Origin of the sequence: Nocardia sp. NBC_00508, from assembly GCF_036346875.1 — a bacterium.
GTDB lineage: Bacteria > Actinomycetota > Actinomycetes > Mycobacteriales > Mycobacteriaceae > Nocardia.
In genome coordinates this window covers 7,033,624-7,051,622 of sequence record NZ_CP107852.1, presented here as the reverse complement: position 1 = coordinate 7,051,622, position 17,999 = coordinate 7,033,624, and the positions used below count along the sequence as shown (strand labels likewise).

Genomic DNA, 17,999 nt, shown 5'->3' with positions numbered 1-17,999 from the left:
TCCGCCGCCCGGCCGATAGCCCGGAACTGGCTGTCCGACAGGTGGGCCTACGAGCGCTGCTCCCCACCCCTGACCTGGTGGCAGCGGCGGATTCTGCGGCGGCGGTCCGGGCTGAAACGGTTGGCCCATTGCGCGAAACTCCTTGCTGACACTGCGACTCGAAGCAGCCTACGCGATAACGGCGGTCCGGGCCCGGCCGATCGCGGACACCCGGTTCGCACCGGGCACATCCAGCGGAATACCGCACATCAGCCCAGCCTCCGCCAGCGGGGGACTACGACACCGGAGGCGGAACTCGGAGTCCCACCGAAATCGGGGCAGTGTCTGGACGGTCCGTGTCGTCGTGTCGGCGTGGAACGGCAGGCACGCGGTCAAGGACTCGCTCCGTGTCGAACTGTTCCGCGGGAGCGTCGCCATCCGAGTCCTGCCACGCCAGGGAAGCAGCCGCGCCTTGTGAATTCAAGGGCCCGGGAACAAGACCATTCGGTCTATACAGGGGTTAGCGGGCGGGATACTATCCTCGGGCGTGCCGCCGTAGGAGGGCACAGGGCCACGCGACGATGAGGGTTTGTTGCGTGTTGGAGGTGGCCCGGCTTATGCGGTCCAATTCTATGGAGGACGTGCGGGATTGGCTCGTCGCCAGAACCGCGGCACTGAGCGGGTTGGATCCCGGTGCGATCGACGGACGCCAACCGTTTACTCGCTATGGGCTCGATTCACGGACGTTGACGATGCTCGCCGGTGAATTGAGCGAGGCAGGCGGCCAACCGGTGTCGCCAGCTCTGTTGTGGGCGTATCCGACACCAAATGCCCTGGCGGGCTGGCTCACCGGGGCCAGGTCGGAGCCGCAAGAACAGCACGAGTCCCCGGTCCCGGAGCGGCAACCGATCGCGATCGTCGGTCTTTCCTGCCGCTTCCCTGGCGCTCCCGACGCGGCGGCATTCTGGCAACTCCTCAGCGCGGGTACGGATGCGCTGACCGAACCGCCGGAGGGCCGGTGGGCCGAGGACGGTCCGCCACGCGGCGGGTTCCTCGACCGGATCGACGAGTTCGATCCCGAGTTCTTCGGTATCTCTCCCCGCGAGGCTCCACACGTCGACCCGCAGCAACGGCTGATGCTCGAATTGATGCAGGAAGCTCTCGATGACGCAGGCATTCCGACCGGCACTCTCGGTGGCAGCCGGACCGGAGCGTTCGTCGGTGCGATGTGGAGCGAGTACGGGGCGGGGATTCGCGCCGACCCGAATCTGGTCACCGAACACACCCTGGCGGGAGGCGATCCGAGCATCATTCCCGCGCGGTTGTCGTACACGCTGGGTGCCCGCGGGCCGAGCCTGCTGGTGAACACCGCGTGCTCCTCGTCACTCGTCGCCGTGCACCTTGCGGCGCAGAGCCTGCGGGCGGGCGAGTGTGATATCGCGCTGGCCGGTGGCGTGAGTCTGATGCTGGCGCAGGATACGGTGCACGCGCTGGCGCGGCTCGGCGCGCTGGCGCCAGACGGGCGTTCCAAGGCATTCGATGCGCGTGCCGATGGATACGGCCGCGGCGAGGGCGCCGGAATGATCGTGCTGAAGCCACTCGACCGCGCACTCGCCGACGGCAATCCGATTCACGGCGTGCTCAAGAGCAGCGCGGTGAATCACGACGGGTTCACCAATGGCCTGACCGCGCCGAGCTTGCTGGCCCAGGAATCCTTGCTGCGCAACGCGTACCGCCGAGCGGGGATTGCGCCTGCAGATGTCGGGTACGTCGAAGCGCACGGGACAGGAACGGCGCTGGGTGACCCGATCGAGGCAAGCGCGCTGGGCGCGGTGCTCGGCGCGGGCCGGCCGCACGACCGGTTGCTGCCGATCGGTTCGGTCAAGAGCGCGATCGGACATCTCGAACCGGCAGCTGGGATCGCCGGGCTGATCAAGGTGCTGCTGGCGATGCGGCATCGCACCCTGCCGCCGTCCGGCCAGTTCGAGCAGGCCAGTCCGCACATCCCCTTCGATGAATGGGGTTTGCGGGTCCTTTCGCGGCCGGAGAAGTGGCAAGGTGACGCGGGAGGCCGCCTGGTCGCCGGGGTGAGCGCATTCGGTTTCGGTGGTACGAACTGCCATGTGGTCCTCGAGAGCGGCGAGGACGCTCCGGTCCACCTGCTGCCGCTTGCCGCGGACAGCGAAGACGGCCTTCGTGCTGCGGCGCGAGAGCTGGCGACACCTCGGGACCGGTCATCGCTCGCTCAGTTGTGCGCCGCCGCTCGGGCGAAGGCAGACGGCGCGCACCGGCTCGCGCTGTCCGTTCGCGACCACGACGATCTCGCTTCGGCCACAGAGAAATTCCTCAACGGCTACGCCGGAGCCGGAGTCAGTACCGGGGAAGTCGAAGGCGACCGGCCGAGAATCACGTTCCTGTTCGGCGGGCAGGGTTCGCAATGGACCGGGATGGGTGCGTGGTTGCTGCGCGAGCCCACGTTCCGGTCGGCGATCAGCCGGTGCGAGACCGCGTTGCGCCGGCACGTCGACTGGTCCCTCACCCGCCTGCTGACCTCGGCCGACGAGCGCTGGATCGAGCGCACCGAGCTGGCCCAACCCGCGATTTTCGCGATGCAGGTCGCACTGACCGACCTGTGGCGATCACACGGGGTCGAGCCGGATGCCGTAGCCGGGATGAGCATGGGTGAGGTCGCCGCCGCGCACGTCGCCGGTGCGATCGGCCTCGACGACGCCGTGTTGATCATGTGTCGGCGAAGCACGTTGGCCGGCAGCCTCTCCGGCCACGGCGCCATGGCCGTGCTGGACCTGTCCGTTGCGGACGCGAACGAACTGGTATCCCGACACGGTGGTCGGGTATGGGTCGCGGGCGCCGCAGGCCCGGAATCCACGGTGGTCTCCGGTGACCGAGCAGCAATCGAGGCGATGCGGGACGAACTCACCGCGCGATCGATCGCGTCGGCGCTGATCAGGGTCGACTATGCCTCGCACTGCCCCTATGTGGATCCGGTGCTGCCCGATTTGCGGGCCGCGCTCACCGATCTGCAGCCCGGCGAGACCCGAATACCGTTCTATTCCTCGGTCACCGGCGAGCGAATGGACGGCACGCACCTCGATGCCGAGCACTGGGTGCGCACCGAACGCGAACCGTGGCGATTCCGAACCACAATGGGGTGGTTGCTCGGCGAGGGCAGTCAAGTCTTCATCGACGTCGGCCCGCATCCGATTCTCACGTCGGTGGTCGAGCAGAACGGTGGCACGGCACTGCCGACATTGCGCCGAGGCGACCGCGATTGCTCGACGCTGATCGATTCATTGGGTGCGCTGTACACCCGAGGTGCCGCTCGGCCACCGATGCCGCACCACGGCCGGACGGAGTTGCTGGTGCTCTCCGCCCGATCTCGTGATTCCCTGCTGGCATCGGCGACCGCGATGGCGCATGAGCTCAGCGGCGACGACGGAACCGCCCTGGGCGACCTGTGTTACACGGCCGCCGTGCGGCGAGATCATCACGAACACCGGCTTGCTGTGACGGGTTCATCGTCGAAAGAGCTGGCCGATTCGTTGCGTGCCACGGCTGAGGGCAGCATGCCGAGCAACACGTGGATGGGCGACGTGGAGCATGGCGAGCGGCGCCGGATTGTGTTCGTGTGCTCCGGTCAAGGGTCGCAATGGGTCGGAATGGGCCGGAACCTATTGGCCGAACCGGTGTTCCGTGCCGCCGTCGAGGAATGCGAGCATTGGTTACAGCCGCTGACCCAATGGTCGCTGACCGCCGAGCTGACCGCACCGGCGGGACGCAGTCGCCTCCAGCAGACCGCGGTCGCGCAACCGGCACTGTTCGCGATCCAAGTGGGGATCGCTCGGCTTTGGCAGGCATGGGGACTCGCGCCGGACGCCCTGATCGGCCACAGTGTCGGCGAGGTCACCGCGGCGTATCTGGCCGGGGCACTGTCTCTCGCCGAATCGGTCGAGGTGGTATATCACCGGAGCCGATTGATGCAGGCCGCGGCGGTGACGGGGGAGGGCGGCATGGCTTCCGTGGAACTGCCTGCCCAGCGGTTGCGCGACATACTGAGCGAATACCAGGGGGAACTGACGATCGGGGCGATCAACGATCCCTATTCGACCGTCGTCTCCGGCAGCGACTCCGCACTGGCGGACTTGCTCGGACGGCTGCGTCGCGACGGCGTCGCTTACCGTGAACTCCGGGTCGGTTACGCCTTCCACAGCGCGCGGATGGACCCGGCCGGGCGGGAGTTGTCCCAGGCGCTCGGCATGCTTGCTCCGGAGCCGAACCGGTTGCCCGTCTACAGCACAGTTTCGGGGAAGCTCGTTGACGGTCAGCGATTCGACCCGGATTACTGGGGGCGCAACGTCCGACAAACCGTGCAGTTCGCGGATGCGATGAACGCCGCGATCTCCGACGGGTACCGGGTTTTCCTGGAGATCGGGCCACATCCGGTTCTGCTCGAGAACATCCAGCGATGTCTCGCCGCCCGCAGGATCGATGGTCACGTCATCGGTTCGCTGCGCAGGGGCGAGGACGAACGGTCCGCGCTGCGCCGCGCCGCAGGCGCGCTGTACGCCGGCGGGTGCGCGCCGGACTTCGATCGGCTCCTCGATGCCGGTCGGGTCGTTTCGCTGCCCGCGTACCCGTGGCAGCGAAAGCGGTACTGGCTCGCGGCAGACCAGCGCACCGTCCTCTCCCGCACCGCCGAAGGCCATCCGCTGCTCGGTACCGGTCTGGTCTCGGCGGTCGAGCACGGAACCCGGTACTGGCAACGCACGCTGGACCCGGCACACCTGCCGTATCTCGCCGACCTCACCGTGCGCGGGAACGTCGTGCTTTCCGCGGCCACATTCGCCGAAATGGCATTGGCTGCGGCCGCGGAGGCCTACGAGACCACGGATATTGCAGTTACCGACCTGGCGTTCGAGCGAATGCTGGAGCTGACCGAGGCAGTGGCGCCCGCGACCCAGGCGGTGATCAGCACGCGGGATGGACTCTTCCAGGTGTTCAGCAGCCGCGGTCCGGACTGGGCGCGGCATGCGCTGGCCACCGCCGGCCCCGACACCGGCGAGCCGGACGTGCGCGAGAAACCGGAATTGATCGGGAAGCGCTGCCCCACGCACCGGGACGGGACCGACCACTATCGGGTTCTGGCCAGGGCGGGACTGGACATCGGAGCGCACCTCCGTGGGGTCTCGGAGCTGTGGTTCGGCCAGGACGAAGTGCTGGCCCTGCTCATTCCGCCGCAACCGGCGCACTCTAGTGGCGCGGATTACCGCATCCATCCCTCGGTGCTCGATGCCGGTCTGCAGGCGCTGATCGCCCTGTGCAACGGTTCGTCCGGCAGCTACGTGGTGACCGAGATCGGTCGGTTGCGGGTGTACCGGACACCGACCGGGCCGGTATGGGCGCACGGCCGATCGGCGGGTCCGGGCGGTGACGTGTACCTGCTCGACGACGACGGCCGGGTACTGATGGAAGCCGAGGGCGTGCGTATGCGCTCGCTCCCGCCCACAGAGCCGGATCCGGCTGCGGATTGCCTGTACACCGTGGAATGGCGCGAAAGCCCACACCGAGAACCGTTGCGAAAGCGAGTGGGGCCGTGGGTCGTGTTCGCGGACGAGGACCGCCTCGGTACCGAACTCGCGGACGAGCTACGGGCGCGAGACATCCACTGCGATCTGGTAACTGCGCGGATCACCGACTCGACCGCGATCGGATCCCTGCGCACAGTTCTGGCTGGACCACCACCGGCCGGGGTAGTGCTGATCGGCAGTCTCGGCACCGCGAGCGCGCGTGCGCTGGCCGACGCACTGGCCGGAATGGGATGGCGTGATCAGCCACGGCTGTGGCTGGTGACCCGCGCCGCACAGGCAGTCGGCGAGGATGCCGCTACGGTCAGCGTCGACCAGGCGCCCCTGTGGGGACTCGGCAGGGCGATCGGGCTCGACCACCCCCAGCTGTCGGTCACACGGCTGGACCTCGCCACACGGCCGACACCCGATGAGGCGGCCAGGTTGGTGTCGGAATTGCTCAGCGACGAGCGGGAGACCGACGTCGCCCTGCGTCCCGGCGGCCGGTTCGTGGCCAGGCTGGTTCGCGTGCCCGACGGCGGTGAGCGGACGGCGGAGCTATCGGCCGACGGCGCGTACCTGATCGTCTGCGAGGACGCCGCGTTGGCCGAGTCGTTCGCCGGGTGGATGACCGACCGCGGCGCGCGGAATGTCGTGATCCTGGACGGTACCGGTGCAATCCGGCCCATCGGCTCCGCGCGAGTGCCGACCATCGATACGCGCGGCACCGACGGCCACGAGATGAGGAGACTGATCGCCGAGATCGAGTCCGCCGCAGGCCCGTTGTGCGGGCTCATCCACGCCGGGAGTGGTGACAGCGCGTGGCGGTGGCATCAGCACACGCTCGATCGCAGGCTCGATCTCTTCGTACTCTGCTCCTCGGTCGCGTCCTTGTTCGGTCGCCCGGGTGACGCACTGGACAGCGCACGGCTGGATGCGATCGCACACCACCGCCGCGGCCTCGGCCTACCGGCGATGAGCCTGCATCTCGCCCAGGAGGGCACGGCGGCACACGGCATCGCCGATGCGCCCGCGGCGGGTCTCGCACGGGCATTGGACCGCGGGGTGGGCCCGGAACTCGGGCGGCTCGCCGTCATGGAGCTGAACCTCCGGCACTGGTTCGAGTCGTTTCCCGGCGCGGCGGGCGCGCCCCTGTTCGACGAGATCGAATCCCGTGCGCCGGACATCCCTACCGCGTTCGCCGCCAGGCTGGCCGCGACCACCGTGTCCGAGCGTGCCGCGCTGATCGAAGAGCATCTGACCGAACAGCTTTCCCTGACGCTGCAACGAGATTCCGCGAACCTGAGCCGGAAGGCGACGTTCCAGGGCATGGGCATGGGGTCGATCATGGCGGTGGAGCTACGCAACCGGCTGGAATCCACGCTCGGCATCCGGTTGTCCGTCGCGCTGCTGTTCACCTACTCCACCATCGCCGCGCTCGCGGAGTTCATCGCGGATGAACTCGCAGTGGCGCACCCTTCGGCGCGGCCACCGGAACCGGAACCGGAGAATGCACCGTCCCTGGCAGCGGACATCGATCGGCTCTCCGATGCGGAAGCCGAGGCCATGCTGCTGGACAGTATCCGGCTCGTCGAACAGGACCGGGGCAATGACTGAGCAGGCGTCGTCGGTGAAGCGAGCTCTGACGGCCATTCGGACCCTGCAGGAACGGTTGGACCGGGAGCTGCTTGCCAAGACCGAGCCGATCGCCGTCATCGGCATGGGGTGCCGGGTGCCCGGCGGCGGCACCGGCCCCGACGAGTTCTGGCGGTTGCTCGACGACGGCATCGACGCGATCAGCGAGGTGCCCCCCGACCGGTGGGCACGCGAGGACGGTACGGCGACCCGCTGGGGCGGCTTTCTATCCGATGTGGACGCATTCGACCCGGCCTTCTTCGGCATCTCGCCCCGCGAGGCCGAGGCGATGGACCCGCAGCAGCGCCTGCTGCTGGAGGTGGCCTGGGAGGCGCTGGAACGGGCGGGGCACGCTTTGCCGGATCGGCTGACCGGCTCGCGCACTGGTGTGTTCGCCGGCGTGGTCGTCACCGACTACGACCGCCTCAGCATCGGCGAGCGCGACATCTACACCGTGACCGGCAACGGCCACTCGTTCCCCGCGGGACGGCTTTCCTACGTTCTCGGGCTCCAGGGTCCGAGCATGGTGGTGGACACGGCATGCTCGTCCTCGCTGGTCGCCGTGCATCTCGCGGTGCAGAGTCTGCGATCCGGCGAGAGCACGATGGCGTTGGCAGGCGGGGTCAACCTGATGCTGGCCAGGGACATGACCGACATGCTGGCCAGTTCCCGCGCCCTGTCCGAGGACGGGCGATGCAAGACCTTCGACGCGCTGGCCAACGGCTACGTCCGCGGCGAGGGATGCGGAATGCTGGTTCTCAGACGACTGTCCGACGCGGTCGCGGACGGCGATCCGGTGCTCGCGGTGATCCGTGGTTCCGCGGTGAACTCCGACGGACGTTCGTCCGGGCTGACCGCGCCGAACGTGTCCGCGCAGAAAGCGTTGCTCCGGCACGCGTTGCGCAGTGCGCGCGCCGACGCGGCGGATATCGGCTATGTCGAGACACACGGCACCGGAACGCCACTCGGCGATCCGATCGAGGTGGACGCGCTCATCGAGGTGCTCGGCAGGCCACGGGACGACGGTTCGCGCTGCGTGCTCGGAGCGGTGAAAACCAACATCGGTCATCTCGAAGCAGCCGCCGGGGTGATCGGGCTGATCAAGGCCGTGCTCGCGCTGCGATGGGAGCGTATTCCGGCGAACCTGCACCTGCGCACCGTCAACCCCAGGATCGACCTCGCCGGGACCGCCCTGGTACTGCCGAAAGACCCGGTCCCGTGGCCGAAACGGGACGGTGCGACGCGGATGGCCGGCGTCAGCTCGTTCGGTATCAGCGGCACCAACGCGCACGTCATCGTCGCCGATCCGCCGGAGCACATCGAACCTCCCGCAGCCGCGCCCGCAGCGGGACCGGCACTGGTGCCGATCTCCGCGCGCGATGCCGGCGCGCTGACCGATCTGGTCGCTGCGTTCCGAGCCACGCTGACCGAGCGGCGGGCCGAGATCGCCGATATCGCTTACACCGCGGCCGCCCGCAGACAGCATCACGAGCACCGCGCCGCACTGTTGCTCTCCGGCGACGGGCCGCCGCGGCTGGTGCCGGGCACCGAGCCGGACCGACGGCCGCGGGTGGTGTTCGTATTTCCCGGGCAGGGCTCGCAGTGGCTCGGCATGGGACGTGCGCTGTTCGCCGATGAGCCCGCGTTCCGCGCGGCTGTCGAGGCGTGCGACGACGCAATACAAAATGAGGCCCAATGGTCGGTTATTGCCGAACTGACCGCCGACCCGTCCGAGTCCCGGCTGGACCGGATCGACATCGTGCAGCCGGTGCTGTTCGCGATGGAAGTCGCCTTGGCGGCCCTGTGGCGGTCGAAGGGCATCGAGCCCGACGCGGTCATCGGCCACAGCATGGGCGAGGTAGCCGCCGCGCATGTGGCCGGCGCGCTCACGCTGGCGGACGCGGCGCGAATCATCTGCCGCCGCAGCCGGTTACTGCGCGGACTGGCAGGACGCGGTGCGATGGCGCAGGTAGAGCTGCCTGTCGAACAGGCGAGCGCGGTGCTGTCCGGATTCACGGATCGGGTGTCGATCGCGGCGAGCAACAGCGCACGCTCGACCGTGCTGTCCGGCGCACCGGACGCCCTGGACGAGATCTCGGTCCAGCTGACCGATGCGGGAGTGTTCTGCCGTCGAATCAAGGTCGAGGTCGCCGCGCACAGCCCGCAAGTCGACGCCATCACCGATGAGCTGAGCCGCCGGCTCGGTGTGCTGACACCGCAGACCGCCACGGTGCCGATGCGATCCACCGTTCTCGGAAAAGTCTGCGACGGTGCCGAGCTGGATGTTACCTACTGGATCCGCAACCTTCGAGAACCCGTGCTGTTCTCCGACGCGGTCCGTGACCAGATTGCACTGGGGCCAACAGTGTTCGTCGAACTGAGCCCTCACCCGATCCTGCTGCCCTCGATCGAAGAAGACGGAGGTACGGCCCTCGCGTCCGGGCGGCGCGAACACGATGAGCGAGCGGTATTCCTCGAATCACTTGCCGCGCTGTATGTCCGGGGCAGCCAGGTGGACTGGCGCGCGCTGCATCCCAGCGGCGGGCGCTGCGTGCCGCTGCCTGCTTACCCGTGGCGCCGAGGGCGGTACTGGGTGGACCGGGTTCCCGCCCGCCGCGAACCGTACGGACATCCGTTGCTCGGTGAGCCGGTCAGCCCGGCGACCTCGCCGGGTACTCGGATCTGGGAACGGCAACTGGATCTGCCGTATCTGGCCGACCATACCGTCGATGGTGCCGTGGTGTTCCCGGCGTCGGGCTATGTGGAGATGGCGCTCGGTGCCTCGGGGCGATCATCTGTACTGGAAGAGCTCGTATTCGAACGCATGGCAATGCTCGGCGACGACGGCTCCGGTCACGTCCAATTCATCGAGGACTCCGACGGCTTCCAGGTATATGCCCGGACGACCGAGGCCGAGCCGTGGGTGCTGTGTGCGCATGGAACGATCGCTCACGGCGACGACGGGCCACCTACGGCCGAGCCGCCTTCGTCGGTGCGGAATCGATGTCGCACCGAGGTCACCGCAGACGAGCACTACGAACGATATGCCAGGCGAGACATCGGTTACGGCCCGGCTTTTCGTGGCGTGCAACAGATCTGGACCGGTGCCGGTGAGGCCATCGCGTCGGTCGAGCCGGCCACGTCGTCCTCGGGGTATGTCTGTCACCCGGCACTGCTGGACGCCTGCTTCCAGGTTCTCGGCGGTGTGCTGCTCGACCGGCTGCCAACGGGCGGGGTCATTCCGGTGCGGATCGAGCGGCTTCGACTGCATGGGCCGATCGGTGGACAGCTGTGGGTACACGCGCGCGCACGGTCCTCCGGGGACAGTGGGGATCTGCTGGTGCTCGACGCGGACGGCACCGTGCTGATCGAGGTAGCGGGACTGACGGTGGCCCGGCTCGCCGAACCGGAACCGTACCGGGACTGGCTCTACCAGGTGGCCTGGCGCGCGGGGGAACGCCTCGTGGCACCGGATCCGAGCGAAGTGACTGTCGGCACCTGGCTGGTGCTCGCCGATTCCACCGGTGTCGGCAACGCACTGGCGACGCTGCTCGAACGACACGGCCGGACCTGCGTACTGGTCGGCAAGGACGACATCGACGTGGCCGACGATGACGCCTGGAACACACTGCTCCACAACGTCGCCCAGGGAGAACCGGGCTGCGCCGGGGTGGTGCACCTGTGGAGCCTGGACACCACCGATACCGAACATGTCACCGCCGACACGCTGACCGTCGATCAGCACACCGCCGGACTGACCACGGTGCGGCTGGTCCGCGCGCTCGCCCGCCTCCGCCTGCGGGACCATCCCCGGCTGTGGCTGGTCACCAGAGGAGCGCAGCAGGTAGGCCGCGAACCGGTTGCAGTGTCCCAAGCTCCGCTGTGGGGACTGGCAAGGTCATTGAGCGTCGAGCATCCCGAACTACAGTGCACCCGGGTCGACCTCGACTCGGGTTGGGCTCGAACTCGTTCCGCCGAAGAACTCCTTCCCGAACTGGTCGTCGCGGATGGCGAAGACGAGATCGCGTTACGCGAGGATGGGCGCAACCTGGCCAGACTGGTACGCACCCGGTTCGGCGCCGGGGACGCCGCGCCGACCCTGACCTGGGGCACATACCTGATCAGCGGCGGCCTCGGCGGGCTCGGCATCGGTCTGGCACGCTGGCTGGCAGCGCGCGGGGCGTCGCATCTCGTGCTGGCCGGACGACACGATCCGAGTCCGGACGCACAGGCGAGGATCGACGAGCTCAGAAGAGATGGCGTCGAGGTCGTGGTGGCGCGCGCGGACGTCGCCCGGCGCGCGGACGTCGCCAGGGTGCTCGCCGATATCGACGACCGGATGCCGCCACTGCGCGGAGTACTGCACGCGGCCATGGTCCTCGACGATCGGACCATCCTGGGACTGGATACCGAACGATTCGATCGGGTCCTGGCACCCAAAGTCCGGGGCGCGTGGAACCTGCACGAACTGACCGGAGACAGGGAGCTCGACTTCTTCGTCCTGTATTCATCGGCTTCTGCCCTGCTCGGCTCGCCGGGACAGGCCGGTTACGCGGCAGCCAACGCATTTCTCGGCGCGCTCGCGCGGCATCGGGAATACGGTGGCAAAACAGCATTGTGCGTGGATTGGGGCCTGTACTCGCAGGACGGAATTATGGCGAGCCGCGCGTCGGAAGGGCAGCGGCTCGCACACCGAGGAGTCGGCACCATCACTCCCGAGCAAGGCATGGACATCCTCGGTCTGCTGCTGGGTGGCAAAACCAGCCAGGTCGCGGCGGCGAATCTCGATCTCCGGCAATGGCTGGCGTTCTACCCGTCCTTGGCCGGTGCGTCGCTGTTCGCCGAACTCGGTGACGACAACCGGGAGAGCGGGAGCAAGCAATCGGCTCCGTGGTTCGCGGACCGGCTGCGCGTGGCCACTCCTGCCGAACGCCCGAGCTTGATCGACGCCGTCGTCGCCGAGCAGCTCGGCCGGATCCTGCACCTCGACGCGGCCATGATCAACCGGAAGTCGCCGCTGACCGCCATGGGCGTCGACTCGCTGATGGCACTCGAACTGCGGAACCGGCTGGAGTCGGCGCTGGGCGTCCGGCTGTCCGCGACGCTGCTGTACGGCGCACCGACGGTGCTCGCGCTGACCGAACAGCTGCTCGACGCGCTCGGCATGGCCGAACCGCAGACGGCCGCCGATGAACTCGATGAACTCGGCGATCTGGACATGGACAACCTGCTGGCGCAGATCGACGATTCGATCGACCGGCTCGAAGGCGGGGAGCTGCCGTGAACAGCGCCGACGAAGAACGCTACCGCGCAGGCCTTGCGAAAGCGGCTTCCGCGCTGCGCAAGCTGGAGGCCGAGGTCGCGCGACTGCGGCGGCAGCACACCGAACCTGTCGCGGTGATCGGCATGGGCTGCCGTTTCCCAGGCGGCGTCGAGGACCCGGAATCATTCTGGACGCTGCTCTCCGACGGTGTCGACGCGGTGTCCGAACGACCGAACCGCGCCACCGGCGATGCCGGGGGACTAGGCGCCTTCCTGTCGGCGGTGGATGGTTTCGACGGGGCGTTCTTCGGGATCTCGCCGAGGGAGGCCGCCGCGCTGGATCCGCAACATCGGCTGCTGCTCGAGATCGCCTGGGAGGCGCTGGAAGACGCCGGAGTGGCGACCGAGCGGCTGGCCGGCAGCCGAACCGGCGTGTTCATCGGGATGAGCAGCAACGACTACCTCCTGCTCAGCGCCCGCTCCGGCGCCATGGGTGGGTATACGGGCACCGGAACGGCCCACTGTTTCGGCGCAGGCCGGTTGTCCTACCTGCTCGGGCTGCGCGGGCCGAGTCTCGCGGTGGACACCGCGTGCTCGTCGTCGCTGGTCGCGGTGCACCTCGCGATCCGGAGCCTGCGGACAGGGGAGAGCTCGCTCGCCCTGGCAGGCGGGGTGAATCTCGTTCTCGACGAGTCGGTGACCGAGATGATCAGCGATCTGCAGGCCTTGTCGCCGGATGGCCGGTGCCGCACGTTCGACGCGCGTGCGAACGGGTTCGTCCGGGGCGAGGGTTGCGGGATCGTGGTGCTGAAGAAGCTCTCCGACGCGCTGGCCGACGGTGATCGGGTACTGGCCGTGTTGCGGGGTTCGGCGATGAACTCCGACGGTCGCTCGGCCGGACTGACGGCGCCGAATCCGCTGGCGCAGCACGACATGCTGCGGCAGGCGTTCGCCGATGCCCAGGTGCGCCCCGGCGATATCGGGTACGTGGAGACCCATGGCACCGGCACCGCGCTCGGGGACCCGGTCGAGATCGATGCCCTGACCGAGGTTTTCGGCGAGGTGGGCCCGGACCGCGGCGGCTGTGTGCTGGGCGCGGTCAAGACCAACATCGGACATCTCGAGGCCGCCGCGGGCATCGCCGGACTGATCAAGGTGGTGCTGGCTTTGCAATACGCGGAAATTCCCCGCAATCTGCACTTCAGCACGCTGAATCCGAGGATTTCCCTTGCCGGAACACCATTCGTGATCCCCAGGTCGACCGTCGCGTGGCCCGAAGGCGAGCAGCCGCGGATCGCCGGTGTCAGCTCGTTCGGCATGAGCGGCACCAATGCGCATGTCGTCGTCGCCGAGGCGCCCACGATCGAGCCGGTGCCGCCACGCGTCGGACCGGTGCTGCTCCCGCTGTCGGCACGCAGCCCGGCGGCACTGACCGAGCTGGCGACGGCACACGCGAAACTCCTCGAACGGGAAAACGATCCGCACGACATCGCCTACACCGCAGGAGCCCGGCGCGATCATCATGAGTGGCGGACTGCGGTCGTCGGTGCGTCCGGCACCGAACTGGCCGAGCAGCTGCGCGTGTTCGTGCGGGACGGTGCCACCGCGGCGCGTGCCGCGGCACCGCCGATGCTCACCTATGTTTTCTCCGGGCAGGGCGCTCAGTGGATCGGGATGGGGCGCCAGCTGCAAGCCGGCGAACCGGTCTTCGGCGCCGCGCTCGAGGAATGCGCGGAGCTGATCGCGCAGCACGCGTCGTTCTCGCTGCTCGCCGAACTGGCCGCGCCGCACGACAAGTCGCGGCTGCACCGCACGGAGATCGCCCAACCCGCGCTGTTCGCCTGTCAGATCGCGTTGTCGGCCCTGCTCTCGTCGTGGGGCATTCGACCGGACGCGGTCATCGGGCACAGTGTCGGCGAGATCGCTGCCGCGCACGTCGCGGGTGCGCTGAGTCTGGCGGAAGCCATCAGGATCGCGGTGGCCAGGGGCCGGATCATGGCGCGGGCAGACGGTTCGGGGGCGATGGTCGCGGTCGCGCTCGGCCAGGATGAGATCGCGAATGTTCTAGCCGCATCGGATACTTCGGTCGTGGTCGCGGCGATCAACGACGGCGGGTCCGTCGTGCTGTCCGGCACGGTGGACGAGCTGCACACCGTGGTCGGCCCACTCCAGCGACAAGGTGTCCACTGCCGATGGTTACCGGTCGGCTACGCGTTCCACTCGCCGTCGATGGCGCCACTGGCCGCGGAACTCGCCACGGAACTCGCCACGGTCGAGGCCGTGCCGACAGCGTGCCCCCTCTACAGCACGGTGCGCGGAGACCGAATCGCCGGAAATGAATTGACCGGCGACTATTGGGCGGACAACGTCCGGCATCCGGTCCGGTTCGCCGAAGCCGTGCACGCCGCGGCCCGCGATGGGCAGCAGGTCTTCCTCGAGATCGCACCGCATCCAGTGCTCTCCGGTCATATCGCGAACTGTCTCGGCAGGACAGCGGCGATACCGACGCTGCGCAGGGAGCGCCCGGAATTACCCGGCCTGCTCAACTCGATTGCCGAGCTCTACACCGCGGGCTATCCAGTGGATTTCGCCGGCCTGTACCAGGATCGGCGCCGGGTAGTACCTTTGCCGCGCTATCCGTGGCAGCGCAAACGTCACTGGATCGACACGACGGCGGCACCGCCGAGTGAACCGGTCGCCGTCGAACCGGTGCACTGGATCGATGAACTGATCGGGTTGCCGGACGACGAGCGGGAGGCCGCGATCGAGTCGGCGGTATGCATCGACGCGGCGACCGTGCTCCAATTGTCTTCGCCTTCGGACGTCCCGGTCGACGGCAAGTTCATGGAACTGGGCATGGATTCGCTGATGACCGTGCAACTTCGACACGAACTGGCGACGCGAACGGGCCTTGCGCTGCCGGCGACCCTCGCCTTCGATCATCAGACCCCACGGGCGATCACACGGTATTTGCTGCAGGCGCTCGCCGAGCACGCGGAGGACAAAACATGATGAAGGTATACGGGACCGCTACGAGCGCCTGCACCCACAAGGTGCTGATGGTGCTGGCGGAGAAGAATCAGGACGCCGAGCTGGTCGAGGTGAGTGTCCTGAAAGGACACGACAAGTCGCCGGAACACCGAAAACGCCAGCCGTTCGGCGAGATTCCGGTACTCGAGGACGACGGGTTCTTATTGTACGAATCGCGGGCGATCATCCGCTATCTCGATCAGCGGCTGCCCGGCCTGGCGCTGACGCCGAACGACCTCCGGCTGCGCGGGCTGATGGAACAGTGGATCAGCATCGAGCAGAGCTATGTCAGCGGCCCAGTGTGGGAGCTCGTCCGCGGGGGCCCGGTGTACGAGATCATCCGCCGAAGCCCGGGCGCGCGATTCCTGCCGCCACCACCGGACCGGGACGCTATCGCCGCGGCGCGCGCTGAGCTCGCAACCGCGTTCGACGTCGCGGATGCCACGCTGGCCGGGCAAGAGTTCCTCGCCGGCCCCGAGTTTTCACTCGCCGAGGTGACCTGGCTGCCCTACTTGCAGTATCTGGTCGCTTCCAATGGCGCGGACCTGATCGACGCGCGGCCGAACCTTGCGAGATGGTGGCGGGAGATCAGTGGAAGGCCGACCTGGCGCCGGGTCGGGCGGGTGCTGGAGCGGCCCGAGTGAACCGGTTCGATCCGTGGGGCGAACAGATGCGCGTCGATCCGTTGCCGACGCTGGCGCGCATGCGTGCCGAGGCACCGATCGTCCGCCTGTTCAATCCGCACCAGAGTGCGCCCGAGTGGCGCGTGACTCGCTATGCCGACGTCGTCGAACTGCTGCGCGACAATCGTTTCAGCAAAGACAAGCGGAAGCTGTCCGATGCGGCACGATCCCGGTACTTCCGGGTATCCGAATTCGACCGGCTGGACAAGCACATGCTCTACGCCGATCCGCCGGAGCACACCAGGTTGCGTGCCTTGGTGGCCAAGGCGTTCACGCCCCGCCGGATCATGGAGCTGCGTCCGTACGTCGCCGAGGCGACCGAACGGCTACTGGATCCGGTCGAACGGCAGGAATCGGTGGATCTGCTCGACGCGCTGGCCTTCCGGCTGCCGATCGCCGTACTGGCCCAGCTGATCGGAGTTCCGGTCGAAGACCAGGAGCGCTTCCGGGAATGGACCAGGATTCTGATCGCTCCGCCGTCGGAAGGAGATTTCGACGCCCTGCGCCGCATGGTCATCGAGTTCCAGCAGTACCTGGAGGAATTCCTCGCACTGCGCCGTCGGCGGCCACGCGACGACCTCACCAGTGCGTTGATCAAGGCGCAGACGCAGAGTGACCGGCTGTCGTCGGTGGAACTGATGAGCATGATTTTCCTGCTCATCGCGGCGGGTTTCGAAACGACGGGGAACCTCATCGGCAACGGGGTGTGGGCGCTGCTGCGACATCCTGCGGAACTGCGGCGGCTCCGAACCACGCCAGCGCTCATCGAACCGGCGATCGAGGAGGTGTTGCGATACTGCCCGCCAGTGAAGAACAGCACCGGAGCCTTTCCGCTGACCGATGTCGAGTTCCGCGGCACGGTCATTCCGGCCGAGGAATTGGTCGTCGCTTCGCTGCTGTCAGCACATCATGATGAAGCGCAGTTTCCCGAACCGGACCGGTTCGACATCACCCGGACACCGAACCGGCACTTGGGGTTCGGCCTCGGCCTGCACTTCTGTCTCGGGGCGTCGCTGGCAAGACTGGAGGCAACGGTGGCTATCGGCACCGTGGTGCGGCGCTTCCCCGGACTGCAATTCGCGGTCGACCCGGACACATTGCGATGGAAGGACGGCGTATTCGTGCACGGCCTGGAGCAGCTTCCCGTGACCTGGGGGGTGCGATGACGATCCTGGTGCGGCAGGCGGCGATCGACGACCTGGACGAGATCATGGCCGTCGAGCAGGACTGGGAGGAAGCCCAGCGGGCGAGCCGGGACCAGATGACCGCTCGCCTGCGTGCGTTTCCGGAGGGGTTCTGGGTCTTCGAACAGCACGGCGAGGTCGTCGGCACCTTGATGGGCTTTCCCATGCGGTACGAGGCGGACAGGGTTTCCGAACTCAGCGACTGGGACACGGTGACCGGCAACGGTTACTACCCGGAGATCGATCTGGACACCGCGAACGCCATCTATCTCGCTTCCGGCTCTCTGAAGCGCACCGCACGCGGTGGCACAGCATACGCGGTGATGATGGAGACCCCGGTCGAGCTGGCCGAGAGGTACGCCTTGGACTATGTCCTCACCGGAGCCAAGATCCCCGGCTACGACGCCTACTGCCGCCGATTCGGCGAGATCGACGCCCGCGACTATGCGTTTCGCACACTCGGTGGCTGCCTGGTCGATCCCTTCCTGGAGATGTATCGGGGGCACGACTATCTGGTGCCCGACCAGAGGCACATCGTCCCCGACTACTATCCGGATCCGCCGAGCAGGGATTACGGCGCGATCGTGGTGCGAAGCGTGCGGCACAGGCCCGGCGACGACCGTCACTGAACAGCCGGTGGAAGG

The 17,999-nt window shown here is 67.8% G+C and carries 6 protein-coding genes; all 6 read left to right on the top strand.

The features are described from left to right. Nucleotides 1–596: 596 nt before the first annotated feature. The 6 genes from OHA40_RS31680 to OHA40_RS31655 are packed head-to-tail and all read left to right on the top strand — an operon-like array spanning nt 597 to nt 17,984. A complete protein-coding gene (locus OHA40_RS31680; RefSeq protein WP_330230482.1) occupies nt 597–7,178 on the top strand; it encodes an acyltransferase domain-containing protein in 6,582 nt (2,193 codons plus the stop codon). Then, nucleotides 7,171–12,480, top strand: coding sequence for a type I polyketide synthase (locus tag OHA40_RS31675; protein WP_330230481.1), 5,310 nt, complete (start codon nt 7,171–7,173; stop codon nt 12,478–12,480). Before OHA40_RS31680 ends, OHA40_RS31675 begins: the two co-directional genes overlap by 8 nt. Next, nucleotides 12,477–15,470, top strand: coding sequence for a type I polyketide synthase (locus OHA40_RS31670; protein ID WP_330230480.1), 2,994 nt, complete (start codon nt 12,477–12,479; stop codon nt 15,468–15,470). Before OHA40_RS31675 ends, OHA40_RS31670 begins: the two co-directional genes overlap by 4 nt. Beyond that, a complete protein-coding gene (locus OHA40_RS31665) occupies nt 15,467–16,132 on the top strand; it encodes a glutathione S-transferase family protein (protein ID WP_330230479.1) in 666 nt (221 codons plus the stop codon). The genes OHA40_RS31670 and OHA40_RS31665 overlap by 4 nt, the downstream gene beginning before the upstream one ends. Beyond that, a complete protein-coding gene (locus OHA40_RS31660; protein WP_330230478.1) occupies nt 16,129–17,337 on the top strand; it encodes a cytochrome P450 family protein in 1,209 nt (402 codons plus the stop codon). The genes OHA40_RS31665 and OHA40_RS31660 overlap by 4 nt, the downstream gene beginning before the upstream one ends. Continuing rightward, nucleotides 17,334–17,984: a hypothetical protein gene (locus tag OHA40_RS31655; protein ID WP_330230477.1), complete on the top strand. Its 651-nt coding sequence runs from the start codon at nt 17,334–17,336 to the stop codon at nt 17,982–17,984. The genes OHA40_RS31660 and OHA40_RS31655 overlap by 4 nt, the downstream gene beginning before the upstream one ends. The last annotated feature ends 15 nt before the right edge of the window (nt 17,985–17,999 follow it).